We start from the raw sequence: 14,803 nt of genomic DNA, 5'->3' as shown, positions 1-14,803 counted from the left end.
ATGCCATCTTCTATCCGGACAATCTGGCTCTCGCTCCACCGGCTGCTGCTTGTCGCGCTGGCCACGATGCTGCTGTGCCTGGCATCTGCCGCGGCGACCGCGCAGGAGCAGACGCCGGCGGAATCTTCGAGCTATGAAGGTCATATCGCGCTGGCGCAGGAGCCCGATTCCGAGCTCGACTGGGGCCAGGTCTGGCGGCGCTACCACCTGACCATCGTGGCCGTCGTCGCTTTGATCGTCGTGCTTGCAGGCTCCTCGCTGGCCCTGCTGGCCAGCAACCGCCGCCAGCGGCGGCTGATGCACCGCGCCCGCCGGCTCAGCCGGCGCCTGTCGGAGCTTTCCGACAACGTGCCCGGCGCCCTCTACCAGTTCCGGCTGCGGCCCGACGGCAGCTCGCACTTTCCCTTCGCTTCCAGCGGCATGGAGCGAATCTACGGCCTGCGGCCCGAAGACGTGGTCGACGACGCGCGGCGGCTGTTCGACCGGGTTCATCCCGACGACCTGCCGGCGGTTCGCGAGGCCATCGACCACTCGGCCCAGACCATGACCCCCTGGCACCAGACCTTTCGGATCAACCACCCCCGAACCGGCCTGCGCTGGATTTCGGGCAGCGCCACGCCCTCGCGCCAGGCCGACGACAGCGTGACCTGGCACGGCTACATCCGCGACGTGACCGAATTCCACCACGCCGTCGAGCGCGTGCGCACCGCCGCCAGCGTGTTCGAGGCCAGCAAGGAAGGCATCTGCATCACCGACGGGGAACTCAAGCTCAGCGACGTCAACCGGGCCTTCGAGGAGATGACCGGCTACGCACGCGACGACCTGCTCGGCCACCTGCCGCGCGTGCTGCTGCCGCCCGACCGCGCCGAGGCCAAGGCAATGGAGATCCGGGCCGCGCTGGCCGCCGAGGGGCAGTGGAAGGGCGAGGTGCCAGTGCAGCGCAAGTCCGGCGAGACCTTTCCGGTGGAGGTGTCGATCTCGCCGGTGCTCGACGACGATGGCCAGCCGACGCACTACGTGGCCGTGGTCTCCGACATCACCCTGCGCAAGATGCACGAGCAGGAACTCGACCAGATCGCGCGGCTGGACGCGCTGACGGGCATCGGCAACCGCCGGCAGGTGGTCGCGCAGCTCGACCGGGCGGTGTCGCTGACGCGCTCGACGGGCGCGCGCTTTGCGATCTGCATGATGGATCTCGACGATTTCAAGCCGGTCAACGACCGGCACGGCCACGACGTGGGCGACAAGCTGCTCACCGCTATCGCACAGCGCCTGAAGAACCTGGTTCGGGCCGGCGACTTCGTGGGGCGCCTGGGCGGCGACGAGTTCGTGCTGATCCTGCACGACCCGCACGGCGACACGGTCTTCGATCGCATTCTCGAGGAAGTGCGCCGGCCGGTGCAGATCGACCACATCATCGTGAAGGTCTCGGCCAGCGTGGGCGTGACCTTCTGCGACGCCGACCACGCCCCCGACGCGGCCGAGCTGCTGCGCGAAGCCGACCAGGCCGTCTACCGCGCCAAGTCCGCCGGGCGCGACCGCTACAGTTTCGAGCGCCGCAGCGAGCCGCATTCGCACGGTGCCGCCGGCAACGGCGCGGCCTGACGGTCCAGAAAAAAACGCCGCGCCGGAATCCGGCGCGGCGCTCGAAATCCTTCCCTGCCCGATCGAATCGGCGGACCCCGGCGATGCCGGGTCCGCGCGAGCTTACGGGCCCGTCACCTCGAACAGGTCGCTGAAGATGTCGTCTTCGCCGGCGACGTATTGCGCGGTCACCGTGAGGTCGCCGGTCACGTTGTCGAAGGCCACATCCCAGCCGGTGAAGGTGTAGTTGGGCCGGACGGGATCGGCGGGTGCGATGGCCGCGCTGCCGTGGTCGACGGTCTGGGTGTCGAGCACCGTGCCGTCGAAGTCGACGAAGGTGACCGTGTAGGTGTTGATCACGAAACCGGCCGTTACGCTGCAGTCGCCCGTGACCGCGGCGGTGGTGTAGGTGTTGCCGCTGAGACTGCCCCCGCAGCCGCTGACCGAGTCGATGGACCAGCCGGTGTCCGGCGTGATGGCCAACGAGGCGGCGCTGCCGTGGCTCACGCTCTGGCTGGCCGGCGAAACGGAGCCGTTGCCGCCGCCGACCACGCCGCTGACGGTATAGCTGGTGAGCGCGAATTGCGCCTGCACGGTGATATCGCCCGTCACGTTGGTGTCGGTGCGCGGATTGGCGGCACTGCCGTCGGACCACTGCACGAAGGAATAACCGGTGTTCGGGATGGCTTCGACGGCCGTGCCGTCGCTGCCGTGGTCGACCGTCTGCGGCGAGCTGCCGTTGATCAAGCCGTTGGCGTCGGCCGTGTAGGTCAGCGTGTAGGTATCGATCGCGAAATCGGCCGTGACCGCACAGTCGGCCGTGATCGAGCCGGTGGTGTAGGTGTTGCCGGCCAGGCTGCCGCCGCAGCCGCTGACCGCGTCGATATGCCAGCCCGCGTCGGGGAAGACGCTGACGGTGGTCGTGTCGCCGTCGTTGACCTGCTGGCTGGCGGGCGAGACGTTGCCGTTGCCGCTGCCCACCGAGGCGGTGACCGTGTGCGGGCCGGCGGCGGCCGCGTAGGTGATTTCCAGGCACCATTCGGCCAGGCTGCCGGTGTCGCCGCCTTCATTGTCGGCGGAGGTCAGGGTCCAGGTGCCGTCGGCGGCCAGGCCGTCGAAGGCCGACAGCGCCGCGTTGGGCGTGGCGTTGCCGAACAGGGCGGGTGCCGTGCCGGCGCACTGGTCCTCGACGGCGCCGTCGGTGCCCTCGTCGTCCAGCCACAGGTCGAAATCGTCCCCATCGCAGCCGAAGCCACTGCCCGCCACTCCGGGACGATCCACGGCCAGCACCTGCGTACTGCCATCGGGATGGGTCAGTTCGAAACCGAGATCGCCCACCCAGGTATGGCTGCCGCGCAGGTATAGGTTGAGATCCGTGATATTGGCCGTCTGCGCGACCGAGAGACTGTCACTCACGCCTGCGGCCGAGTCGTCTGGGATGCCGATGGCGGGCGTGCTGCAGACATTGAGCACGCTGGCGGTGGTGAAGCTGAAAGTCGAGGAGTTCGAGCCGGCGCCGCACTGGTTGTTCGCGCTCACGCGCCAGTAGTAGGTGGTGCCGCCGTTGAGGGTGACCGGCACGTCGTAGCTGGTGCCGGAGACGGTGGCCGAATGCACGACGTTGTTGAAACCGGAGTCCGTTGCGATCTCGACGAAGTAGTCCGCCGCATCCGCCGCGCCGGACCAGGCCAGTGCGGGCGCGAGTGCGACACCGGTCGCGCCGTCGGCCGGAAGCTGGAGACCCGGCGCGCCCGGCACGCCGGCAAACAGGTCCAGGGCGGCCGGGGTTTCGGCGGTATTGCCGGGATCGCCGGAATCGGTGGCGGTGAAGGTCAGGGTATGGGAACCGCTGCCGGCCGATGCCAGGTTGGACAGGGTGTAGACGCTGTCGACATCGGGGAAGACCACGGGATCGTCGCTGAAGCTGCCCGAGGTGCCGGCGGGAAGGCCGGTAACCGACAGGTCGGTCGTGCCGCCGAACTGATCGCTCAGGGTAAGCGTGAAGTCCTGGCTGCCCTGGGCCGTGCAGACACTGACTTCGGCCGGATCGACCTGGATGCCGGTGCCGCCCAGCTCACCGGTCATCACCACGGCGAAGTCCTGGCCGCTGAGGTTCTGGGGGTTCTGGGCCGTGCTCACGGACGTTACTTCGATCTGCCACTCGCCGGTCATCGGCGAGTCGACGAAGGCGTTTTCAACGTTGTTGATGGCGTCGCGTCCGGCCGGATTCGCCGCCGACCAGGCGCCGGTGAACTGGTTGCCGCGATAGATCGTGCCGTCGGGCGCGGTGACGATCAGGTCGAGGTCGTTGACGTGGCAGGGATCGCAGCCGCCGGTGCCCGGGGGATCGGTCCAGACCATGGTCACGCGGAAGGGCTCGCTCGAGGACTGGACGCTGACCGTGGTGGTCCAGCTCTCGCCGGTCGACAGGTGGTCGACGGCGTCCTGGTCCAGGTATTGAATGCCGTCGGCGACGGGGCCTTCAATGGCCTTGCGCAGGTTGATCCGGCCCCAGCCCTGGTCCATGGAGGGGAAGCCGAAGCCCATGTCGGTGGCGGTGTTGATCAGCGCGGCCTTGACCAGCGCGGGGCTGGGCATCTGGCCGTGACGGTCGAGATGGGCTTCCATGAACACGGCGGCCGCGCCGGTAACCACCGGGCTGGCCATGGAGGTTCCGGGCATGATGGCGTATTCGCTGCCCGTCCAGGCCTGATCCCAGGGGTTGGAAGCCTGGGGATCGCCGCTGTCGGTCGACAGGATGTCGGTGCCGGGCGCGACGACGTCGGGCTTGATGCGCTGCTGGGCCGGACCGCGCCCCGAGAAGCAGGCCATATTGTTGATGTTCGGGCCGCTGCACTGGCTCGGGATATAGCTGCCGCAGCGATCGCTTTGCGAGGCGCCGACGGTGATGGCGTTCTTGGCGTTGCCGGGCGCACCGATCGTCTGGCTTCCGGGGCCGTCGTTACCGGCCGCGAAGATGATCGACATCTGATCCGAGATGGAGGTGGACGGATCGGCGTCGCGCACGGCGGCGTCGATGTCGGCGCTCTGGCTGAGGTAATCATAGTTGGAGCCGTAGCCCCAGGAGTTGTTGGTCAGGTCGGAGCCTTGCTGGGCATGCCACTGCATCATGTCCGTTTCGGTGGCGCTGCCGCCGTCGAAGATATTGTTGTGCGCAATGCTGGCATTCCATGCGATGCCCCGTGCGTCGGGCAAGGGCGTGGTCTGGTCGCCGCAACTGGAGGTGTTGGTCGGCGAAGGGGCGGCGCCGCGGCCTGCCACGGTTCCGGAAACGTGCGTGCCGTGCGCGTTGTCGGTGTTGGTGGCCGCGCCCAGGAAGGCGACCACGCTGCCGGCCGGGAAGTCCGGGTGGCTCTGGTCCATTCCCGAATCGTTGACGCCGGCGATGATGCCCGCGCCGGTGTAGCCCAGTCCGGGATCATTCCAGACCGGCTCGACATTGGTGATGTAGTCCTTTGCCGCGAGATTGTTGAACGGCGTGCGCGGATACTCGCCGTGAACGAAGGCCACTCCCGGGATGGAATCCAGCACCCGGTTGATGTCCGACGGTGAGGCAAGATACTGGCCCGTGCGCTTTCCGGCCTGGAATTCGGGCCCGCGGTCGAGAATGGCGTTCACCCGCCGCTGGACGCCGGGGATATCGGCATCGGCATGGAAGACGACGCGAACCACCGCCTCGCCCCCCTGTACACGCACGCCCAGGTCCCTCGCGGCGGTCTGGCCCGACAGCCACTCGCCGATCCTCGGCGAAACCCGGGCCTGGTCGGGAAGCGGCAGCGCGTGGCGAATCACGCGGAAACCCTCCGACGTGGTGATCGCGGCGGCGGCCGCGGCAACGCTGCTGCTGTCGCCGCGAACCAGGAGGCCGTAGGGCGTTGCATGATCGACGATGACCAGGCCGAAGCGTTCGATCGCCGTCTTCCAGTCGGGATCCATCGGGCCGACCATGCCCAGCAGGACATAATCGTTCGAAAAATCCGGGAGCCTGGCGGGATCATGTCCCTCCAGGCTTCCGCTCCACGCCCGGTAGCCGAGGGAATCATGATCCTCGAGTTCGCTGCTCGCGGCACGCAGTTCACCGCCCAGCTCGCCGGCGGGAATCCGGACCAGCGAGCGATCCCGATACGCGTGCACCAACTCTGACCGAGACGGCAAGCCGGAGAGCAGAGCACGAGGGACCATGAAGTAGTCTTTCTCGCTCTCTGTCTTGCCCGCCATTTGAGCGGGCTTTGTCGGTGCAGCATCGCCCTCGGCAGCGAATACGGCCGGGGAGAGGATCACGGCCCCGAGAACCAGGGTGAGCGCCAGGGCGCGCAGCTCGTCGAACTTGTGCTTGATCATGATTTGAGTTCCGTCCGGCCCGCATCCGCGACGCGGGCGTTGTGCTTCCATTCCGGGATGACGCTGGCGAGACCTTCGGCAATCCGCGCAGGAATGCCGGCATACCGTCTGCAAAAAAGGGAGGGTCCGGGGGGACGTTTCCCTCGAGAGCGCGATCCATATTCGTGGAATCCCCGAGCCTGAATCAGGCGACCGAGCGCTCCCGTGCCCCCTCAAGGTGCCGATTTTGCGGTGATTCCGTGCGCTCTAAGAAGTATCACGGCGCCCCGGCAAAGGCAAATCCGCCCTACCCGCGCAGGGCGCGGATGACTTCGGCGTAGTCGCTCTGGCCGAAGATGGCCGAGCCGGCGACCAGGGTGTCGGCGCCGGCCTCCCTGATTTCGGCCGCGTTGCCGGGTTTGACCCCGCCGTCGATTTCCAGGCGGATGTCGCGGCCGGAATCGTCGATGATCTTGCGGGCGCGCTTGAGTTTCTCCAGCGCGGCGGGAATGAACTTCTGCCCGCCGAAGCCCGGGTTGACCGACATGATCAGCACCAGGTCGACCTTGTCGATGACCCACTCGAGGATGTCGAGCGGCGTGGCCGGGTTGAACACCAGGCCGGCCTGGCAGCCTTGTTCCCGGATGAGCGCGAGCGTGCGGTCGACGTGCTCGCTGGCCTCGGGGTGGAAGCTGATCACGCTGGCACCCGCCTGTGCGAAGTCGGGGATGATGCGGTCGACCGGCTTGACCATCAGGTGGACGTCGATGGGCGCGGTGATGCCGTGGTTTCTGAGCGCCTGGCAGACCATCGGGCCGATCGTCAGGTTGGGCACGTAGTGGTTGTCCATGACGTCGAAATGCACCCAGTCGGCGCCGGCTTGCAGGACGTTGTCGACTTCCTCGCCCAGGCGGGCGAAATCGGCGGAGAGGATGCTCGGGGCGATCAGGGTGGGCTGCTTCATGGCTGGGGTCATGCGTATAATTCGGGGTTGGTATTTCAATTGTACCCGCCATCGTGAGCGACTACCCCGTTCCGCCGCTGGAATTGCTGCACCAGGGCAAGGTGCGCGACATCTACGCCGTCGACGACGATCGCCTGCTGATCGTCGCTTCCGATCGCCTGTCCGCCTTCGACGTGGTGCTGCCCGACCCGATCCCCGGCAAGGGCGAGATCCTCACGCGTATCTCGAAATTCTGGTTCAGCCAGTTCGCCGACCTGGTGCCCAACCACCTGCTCGACGACGACCTGACACCCATCGTGGGCAGCGCCGAGCTGGCCGCCGAGCTCGAGCCGCGCAGCATGCTGGTCAAGCGGCTGAAGTCGCTGCCGGTCGAAGCCATCGTGCGCGGCTACCTGGCGGGCTCGGGCTGGAAGGACTACCGGAACAGCGGCGGTATCTGCGGCATCGAGTTGCCGGCCGGCCTGGAACAGGCCGCCGCCCTGCCCGACCCGATCTTCACGCCCTCGACCAAGGCCGCCGTGGGCGACCACGACGTCAATATCGACATGGCGGCCATGCAGCGCGAGATCGGCGCCGACCTGGCACTCAGAATCCGCGACATCTCGCTGGCGATCTATCGTCGTGCGGCGGCTTTCGCGCGCGACCGCGGCATCATCATCGCCGACACCAAGTTCGAGTTCGGCGTCGACGGCGACGGCGAGCTGTTCCTGATCGACGAGCTGCTCACCCCGGACAGTTCGCGCTTCTGGCCGGTGGACGAATGGCGACTGGGCATCAGCCCGCCGAGCTTCGACAAGCAGTTCGTGCGCGACTACCTCGAAACCCTGGACTGGGACAAGACCGCGCCGGGGCCGAAGTTGCCCGCCGAAATCGTCGAGCAGACCATGGCACGCTACCGCGAGGCCGAAAAGCGACTGCTGGCCGATGATTGAAGCGGCGGCCACGCGCGTCGCGGCCGATTCGATCCTGAGCCGCCTGACCGGCGCGGTGCTGTTCGGCACCCTGGCGCTGGGCCTGGTGGTGCCCAACGCGGTGGATGCCGGCCTGGTCGCCCTGGTGCTGCTGGCCCTGGGTTGGCTGGCCGGCTCCGGCCAGCTGCGTCGGCCGGGGCTCGGCCGCCTCGAGCGCTTCTACCTCCTGATGCCGGTGCTGTTCGTGCTGGCCTGGCTGGCCGCCTGGTGGCTGCACGGCACGGCGTCCGTCGGCATGACCACGGCCGAGCGTCTGCCCAAGCTGCTGGCCATCGTGCCCTTGTATCTTTTCCTGCGTCGCGTCGACGGCCTCGACGGCGCCTGGTGGAACGGCCTGGTGGCGGGCTGCCTGGTCGCCGGCGGCTACGCGCTCTGGTACACCTGGACCGGGCAGCAGGGCGTGCACGGCACACGCGTGCCCGGGCCCACCAACCCGATCTACTTCGGCGGGCTGTCGCTGGCCTACGGCCTGATGCTGATTCCGCGCCTGGCCGACGAGCGCCAGTCGACGCCGGCGCGGGTGCTCACCATCGCCGCCATCGTGCTGGCCTTCGTGGCCAACGCCCTGTCGGGTTCGCGCGGGGCCTGGCTGGCCATCCCCGCCCTGCTTTGCATCTACCTGTTCACCGCGGGCGCGGGCCAGCCGCTGCGCTGGCGCCTGGGCGTGCCCTTCGTGATCGCGGCGCTGAGCCTGGTGGTGCTGCTCACCCCCGTCCTGCCGATGAGCGATCGCCTGGACGAAACCCTGGCCGAGTTGAGCCTGATCACCGAAGGCGGCAACGGCAACGGCGGCTTCGGGCTGCGCGTTCAGCTGTGGGAGGTCGCAGGGGGCCTTATCGGCGCCGAGCCGCTGACCGGCACGGGCCCGGGCAGCTTCCGCCTGGCCCTGGTCGAGTCGGTGCAGGCCGGTGACTTCAGCAAGGGGTTGCTGCGCTACGATCACCCGCACAATCAGTATCTCTCGGCCCTGATCGACGGCGGCATCGGCCTGCTGGCGGTGCTTGCGGCGCTGTTCGCCGCGCCCATCCTGCTGGTCTCGGGCCTGAGCCGGCGCTACTCGCGCCAGTGCCGCTACCTGGCCTGGTGCGCGCTGGCCGCCGGCGTGGTGCTGGCCATCATGGCGCTTTCGGAATCGATCTTCGAGCGCAGCGCGGGCGTGGTCTGGTATGCCCTGCTGACGTCCGTGTCCGCAGCCCTGGCCGTGGGCAGCGGCCACCAGGCGCCGGACTAGGCAACCCCCGAACTAGCGTCCCGCCAGGGCCAGCAGCCGCTCGGCCACCCGGCCGGTCATCTCCGCCACTCCCAGTGCGCGCTGGCGCGCCACCATGGCCTGCGCCCGCTCGGGCGAGGCGAGCAGGCTGCGGGCGCGCTCGGCCAGCTCGCCCGCCTCCAGCGCCGAGCCCTCGATCAGGCCCGCTTTTTCCAGGTCTCGGATGCGCTGCGCCTGGTCGTTGCCGCCGGCGGGAATCATGACTGCCGGCACGCCGGCGGCCAGCACCTGGGCGCTGAGCATGCTACCCGCCCCGGTAACGGCCAGGCGCGCGTCGGCCAGCAGGGCGCCCAGGGCCGCGGTCGGCAGCGAATCGAGAAGACGGACGCGCTCGTGCTCGCGCAAGCTTCCGCGGTACTGCGGGCCGAGCACGACCACGGCCTCGATACCGGTCGAGGCAACCAGGCGATCGGCGGCCTCGACCAGGATCTCCGGCACGGGCCGGCCGTTGTCCACGTAACCGCCCCCGCCGGCCACGAAGACCGCGTAGGCCTTTCCCCGCTCCGGCAGCGCTTCGGCCCAGGCCGCCAGGGCCTCGCGATCGGGTTCGGCGACGATGCCGGGCACGACCTCGGCCCGGGCGCGGCCCACGGCCGCCAGCAGCAGGCGCTCGTACCATTTGAGCCGGGGCGGCCGGCCGCTGACGTCGACGGCCAGGTGCAGGTCGGTCCAGCGCAACTGTCGCGGGCGGAAGCCCTTGAGGCGCTTGTGCGGGCGGTCGCTGACCCATACCACCCACGCCCCGGCGTCCTTGAGCGCGCGGAACTGGCGCACCCGGCCGGTGCAGTCGAACACCGCCAGGTCCGGGCGCAGCGCATCGATCAGGCGCAGTACTTCGTCGCCGGCGCGGGCCGGGGTCTCGGTGATCTCGTGATAGGTAAAGCGCTCGTCGCGCTCGACGCCGGCTTCGCGATTGACGAGGAAATCGATGCGCGCGCCTGGCGCCCGGTCGGCGACGGCGCGCGCCAGGGTCAGGCTGCGGTAGTACTCGCCGCTGCCGCCCGGCCCGCTGGCCGGAGCGAAGAGCAGGCGCGGGGCCGGCCCGTTCACCTGCGCTTCCTCTTCTTGCGGCGCCGGTTGCGGCTCGCCCGGATGCCGGGGTAGCGATCGGCCTCGCCCGGCGGCGCGGTCTTGAAGCGGCGGTGCACCCAGAAGTACTGCGCCGGGTCGCGCCGGACGTGGCGCTCCACGAAAGCGTTGAAGCGCGCCAGGTCGTGCTCGTCGTCGCCGCTGGGGAAGTCCTCGAAGGGGGCCTCGATGGTGACCGTCACCCGGCCGGTTTCGGGGTCGCGCAGCGGCCACATCGGCAAGACGACGGCGTTGCCCATGCGGGCCATGTTGGGAATGCCCGTGGCGGTGGCAGTGGCCAGGCCGAAGAACGGCGCGAAGACCGAGCGCTGCGGGCCGAAGTCCTGGTCGGGCGCGTACCAGAGCAGTTTGCCGGCGCGCAGGTGACGCACCATGGCGCGCAGTTCGTTGCGGCGGAACATGCCTTGTGCATAGCGCAGCCGACCGCGGTTCTGGAAATTCTCGAGCGCGCGGTTGCGCTGCGGGCGGTAGACGCCCCAGGTGGGCCAGTGCTCGCACAGCAGCCGGCCGCCCAGTTCCAGCGAGGTCGAATGCCCGGTCAGCAGCAGGATGCCCCGGCCCGTCTCGCGGGCGCGCTCGAGATGCTCGAGGCCCTCGACCGTGCCGAAGTGCTCATCGAGCCGGCCCGCGCGGCACCAGGCGATGGCGCCTTCGGCCAGCATCTCGGCCAGGAAGCGGAAGTGGCGCCTGACGATGCGCGCGCGCTCGGCCGGCGCCATCTCGGGATAGCACAGCTCGATATTGCGCTCGGCGATGCGCCGCCGCGAAGGCATCACGCGGGCGAACAGCGGGCCCAGCGGGCGGACCACGGCCCGGGCCGCGCGCGGCGGCATCAGGCCGAGCAGGCGCACGGGCTGCAGCAATAGCCAGGTCAGGAGTTCGGTCATGCGGGTTTCTGGTCCTCGATCCACGGCGCGGGGTCCGGGCCCGGCTCATGCAGTAAACTCGTCGCCGTCATGCTCGCAGTCTACCGTTTGCTCGTTCTTCTCGCCGCGCCGCTGGCGCTGGCCTGGTTTCGCTGGCGCATTCCCGGCCCGGCCGGGCTGCGCGCGCACTGGCGCGAGCGCCTCGGCCGCCTGCCCGAATCCGATCGCCCGGCCCTGTGGATCCACGCCGCCTCGGTGGGCGAGATCAACGCCGTGGCCGGACTGGTCACCGCCCTGCTGGAGCGCTATCCCGACGAGCGCGTGGTCATCAGCACGATCACCGTCACCGGTCGCGCCGAGGCCGTCCGGCGTTTCGGTGACCGGGTGGAGACAGTCTTCGCGCCGCTGGACACGCCCTGGGTCGTCGGCCGCTGGCTCGCGCGCGTGCGCCCGCGGCTGGCAATAGTAGCCGAAACCGAGATCTGGCCGGAGCTCTATCGCGGCTGCCGCAAGCGCGAGATCCCGATGGTGCTGGTCAACGCCCGGCTGGCCCGCAAGGCCATGCGGCGCTACCGGCGCTTCCGCTCGCTGTTCGCGGCCGCACTCGAAGCGGTCGACCTGGCCGTGTGCCAGAGCGAGGAAGACGCCGAACGTTTTCGCGAGCTGGGCCTGGACGATTCGAAGTTGGCCATGGCCGGCAACCTCAAGTTCGACAGCGCGATCCCCCAGGATCTGGGCGAGACCGTGCGCCGGCTGCGCGAGCAATGGGGCGAGCGAGCGACCTGGGTGGCCGGCAGCACGCGGCCGGGCGAGGAAGACATTGTCCTGGCCGCGCACGCCAGGCTGCGCGAGCGGCGACCGGACGCCCTGCTGGTGCTGGCGCCGCGCCATCCCGATCGAAGCGACGAGATCCGTGCGCTGATCGACCGGGTCGGCCTGAAGCAGCAGACCATCGGCGAGGACGTCGAGGCCGGCACCGACGTGGTGCTGGTCGATCGCATCGGGGTGCTGGTGTCGTGCTACGCGGCCGCGCCGGCGGCTTTCGTCGGCGGCAGCCTGGTCGATATCGGCGGGCACAACCTGCTCGAGCCGGCGGCCTTCGGCAAGGCGGTGATCGCCGGGCCGCACCTGCACCAGCAGGCCGACTCGGCCGCAGCGCTGCGCGAGGCCGGTGCGCTCATCGAAGTGAGCGATGCGGAGGGACTCGCCGAGGCCGTCGAGTCGATCTGGAGCGATCCGCAGCGCGCGCTGGAATACGGCAGCGCGGCGCTCAGGGTGGTGGAGAACGGGCGCGGCAGCGTGCGCCGCGCCCTCCGGTCCATCGAGCCGTTTCTCCGCTAGCGGGGAAGCGGCGTCCCGGGAATCAGCCTTCGCCGCCGGTTTCGGTCAGCAGCTGGTTGACCCAGGCCAGGTCTTCTTCTTCCAGCACGCCGGCCGACTGGCGCAGGCGAAGCTGATTGAGGATGAACTGGTGGCGCGCGTCGGAGTAGTTGCGCTCGGCCTGGAAGTAGCGCTGTTCGGCGTTGAGCACGTCCACGATGGTGCGCGTGCCCACCTCGAAGCCGGCATTGGTGGCTTCCAGGGCGCTCTCGGCCGAAATCAGGGCCTGGCGGCGCGCCTCGACTTCCTGGATACCGGCGACGATGGCGCGGTAGGCGGTTTCGGTCTCGCGCTTGATGGAGCGCTCGACCGACGACAGGGTGGCATCGGCAGCGCGAAGCGAATAGCCGGCCTGCTGGCGCCGCGACTGCGTGGCGAAGCCGGAGAAGATCGGGACGTTGAGCGTGATGCCCACTTCCCATCCGTCGTTACCGAGCGTGCCGGAAGCCACCGGCGCCTGAGTGACCGGGTCGCGACCAACGAACTCGTTGTTGGTGAAATCGGTGTAGCCGGCCTCGAGACCCAGGGTCGGCAGATGTCCCGCGCGGGCGATGCGCAGGTCCGCCTGGGCGACATCGACCTGCGAGCGCTGCTGCAGGAGCGTCGGGTTGAATTCCAGCGCGCGCGCCACCCACTCCTCGACGTCGGAAGGCTCGGGCATGTCCAGGGGGATGTCCTGGGCCAGGCGGGCGAAGTTCTCGAACCAGGCGCCGGCCACCTCGCGCAGCGCATCGCGAGCGTCTTCGACGGCATTCTCGGCGACGATGACGCGGGCGCGGGCGGCGTCGTAGACGGCGCGGGCTTCGTGCACGTCGGTGACGGCGGCCAGGCCCACTTCGAAGCGCTGCTCTGCCTGCTCGAACTGGCGCTTGAGCGCGGTTTCCTCGGCCTTGGCAAAACGCACCGAGTCGAGCGCGGTCAGTACGTCGAAGTATCGTTGCGAAACACGGAACAGGAAGTTCTGCCAGGCCTCGCGGTACTGGGCCTCGGCCACGCTGAGCTCGGCCTGGCTGCGGTCGAGCTGGCCGTAGTTGGCGTCATCATAGATGCTCTGGCGCAGGGTCACGCCCCAGCGCTCGGTGTCGGTGTCTTCGGACGGCAGCTCCGTGCCCTCGATCGTCGTGGTCGACGAACCGATGGTCTTGCCGGCCGAGGCCGTGACAGTCGGCAACAGGTTGGCGCGCGCCTGGACGGGGTTCTCGCCGGCGGCGCTGAGCCGCTGCTCAGCGGCGCGGATTTCGGCGTCGTGGCTCTGGGCCAATTCGTAGACGCCCAACAGGTCGACGGCGCTGGCCGTACTGCTCAGCCCCATGGCAAGAGCCAGGGACAGGACGATTTGCTTGCGATTGATCATGATGATTCCGGCTGAAGGTGTTTGATCAGAATTCGAACTGCGGCCGATCCTCGGCACCGATCAGGCGCGGCAGGTCGGTGTCGAACAGGCTCTCGACCTGCCAGTGGTCGGACTCGGTGCGGGTCAGCGTGACCGCTTCCATCACCGGGCTGAAGCCGCGAACGGCGAACAGGCGCCCGCCCGGCTTGATCCACTTGAGAAAACGCTCGGGCACTTCGGCGGCCGATCCGGTGACGGCGACGGCGTCGAAAGCCTCGCCCGGGTCGAAATCGCCCAGCGCGTCGGCGTGGCGCGCCTCGATGCCCTCGATGGACAGGCGCTCGTAGCGGCGCTTGGCCCGCTCGGTGAATTCCTCGATGATGTCGATGGTCAGCACCGAGGCGCCCAGGTAGGCCAGGCAGGCCGAGACGAAGCCGGACCCGGTGCCGATTTCGAGCACGCGGTGGCCGGGCTGGATCTCCAGTGTCTGGAGCAGGCGGCCTTCCTCGATGGGCTTCATCATGACCTGGTCGTGCCCCAGCGGGATGCGCAGGTCGGAGAAGGCCATGCGGCGGTAGTCGGCCGGCGCGAAATCCTCGCGCGGGACTTCGCGCAGGGCATCGAGCACGTGCGGATCGAGCACTTCCCAGGTGCGCACCTGCTGCTCGACCATGTTGACGCGGGCCTGTTCGAGATTGAGCGACATGACGAAATCCGGTCGGTTCTTGCGAATATTAGGGCGCTATTGTACCCGCTCGCGGGTGAGCGAAACTGTGCCAGTGGTCATGAATCCGGCGATCCGGCGGCGAGGCCATTCGAGATTCTGGAAAGTCAAAATCTTTAAAACGCGAAGACGCAAAGACGCAAAGAAAACCGGGGAACCACGGAAGACACGGAAAGCACGGAATGGGCAAATGCGAGCAACGGCCGAGCCAGCGGCTTGGGGACTGTCCTGAGATTTGTGTAACTGCCCATTGATACGTACTGTAAATCAGGAGTTTATCA

At 68.6% G+C, this 14,803-nt stretch carries 10 protein-coding genes; 4 read left to right on the top strand and 6 right to left on the bottom strand.

All coding sequences use genetic code 11. The features are described from left to right. Positions 1-1,605, top strand: coding sequence for a sensor domain-containing diguanylate cyclase (locus DZC52_RS02490; RefSeq protein WP_147307583.1), 1,605 nt, complete (start codon positions 1-3; stop codon positions 1,603-1,605). Between the two features lie 102 nt (positions 1,606-1,707). Here DZC52_RS02490 and DZC52_RS02485 read toward each other — a convergent pair whose 3' ends face one another. Together DZC52_RS02485 and rpe are read right to left on the bottom strand one after the other, a co-directional pair. After that, positions 1,708-5,946 (bottom strand): S8 family serine peptidase, encoded by a 4,239-nt coding sequence (locus DZC52_RS02485; RefSeq protein WP_181918734.1) that lies wholly within the window; start codon positions 5,944-5,946, stop codon positions 1,708-1,710. 286 nt (positions 5,947-6,232) lie between these two features. Next, positions 6,233-6,889, bottom strand: a complete 657-nt coding sequence (rpe, locus tag DZC52_RS02480; RefSeq protein WP_116649536.1) for a ribulose-phosphate 3-epimerase — start codon at positions 6,887-6,889, stop codon at positions 6,233-6,235. Between the two features lie 53 nt (positions 6,890-6,942). Here rpe and DZC52_RS02475 point away from each other — a divergent pair, with 53 nt between their 5' ends. Beyond that, entirely contained in the window at positions 6,943-7,821 is an 879-nt protein-coding gene (locus tag DZC52_RS02475) for a phosphoribosylaminoimidazolesuccinocarboxamide synthase (protein WP_245960742.1), read from the top strand. Then, positions 7,814-9,091, top strand: coding sequence for an O-antigen ligase family protein (locus DZC52_RS02470; protein WP_116649534.1), 1,278 nt, complete (start codon positions 7,814-7,816; stop codon positions 9,089-9,091). The genes DZC52_RS02475 and DZC52_RS02470 overlap by 8 nt, the downstream gene beginning before the upstream one ends. A gap of 12 nt (positions 9,092-9,103) precedes the next feature. On the opposite strand, the gene DZC52_RS02465 is transcribed toward DZC52_RS02470, so the two are convergent. Beyond that, complete coding sequence (locus DZC52_RS02465) at positions 9,104-10,180, bottom strand: glycosyltransferase (protein ID WP_181918733.1); 1,077 nt, start codon at positions 10,178-10,180, stop codon at positions 9,104-9,106. Continuing rightward, on the bottom strand, positions 10,177-11,106 hold the full coding sequence (locus tag DZC52_RS02460) for an LpxL/LpxP family acyltransferase (RefSeq protein WP_116649533.1): 930 nt from the start codon (positions 11,104-11,106) through the stop codon (positions 10,177-10,179). Before DZC52_RS02460 ends, DZC52_RS02465 begins: the two co-directional genes overlap by 4 nt. Positions 11,107-11,175: 69 nt before the next feature. On the opposite strand from DZC52_RS02460, the gene DZC52_RS02455 reads away from it, so the two are divergent. Beyond that, the gene (locus tag DZC52_RS02455; RefSeq protein WP_116649532.1) at positions 11,176-12,426 is read left to right on the top strand and encodes a 3-deoxy-D-manno-octulosonic acid transferase; all 1,251 of its coding nucleotides are present in this window, start codon (positions 11,176-11,178) and stop codon (positions 12,424-12,426) included. A 22-nt stretch (positions 12,427-12,448) separates the two neighbouring features. Here the strand turns inward: DZC52_RS02455 and DZC52_RS02450 are convergent, their stop codons facing one another. Further along, positions 12,449-13,819, bottom strand: a complete 1,371-nt coding sequence (locus tag DZC52_RS02450) for a TolC family outer membrane protein (RefSeq protein WP_116649531.1) — start codon at positions 13,817-13,819, stop codon at positions 12,449-12,451. A gap of 25 nt (positions 13,820-13,844) precedes the next feature. Beyond that, positions 13,845-14,504 carry a protein-L-isoaspartate O-methyltransferase family protein gene (locus tag DZC52_RS02445; protein WP_116649530.1) on the bottom strand — a complete coding sequence of 220 codons (660 nt, stop codon included), beginning with the start codon at positions 14,502-14,504 and terminating at the stop codon, positions 13,845-13,847. Positions 14,505-14,803: the final 299 nt, after the last annotated feature.

This window comes from Wenzhouxiangella sediminis (assembly GCF_003410055.1).
GTDB classification, from domain to species: domain Bacteria; phylum Pseudomonadota; class Gammaproteobacteria; order Xanthomonadales; family Wenzhouxiangellaceae; genus Wenzhouxiangella; species Wenzhouxiangella sediminis.
This window is presented reverse-complemented; position numbering and strand designations above follow the sequence as displayed.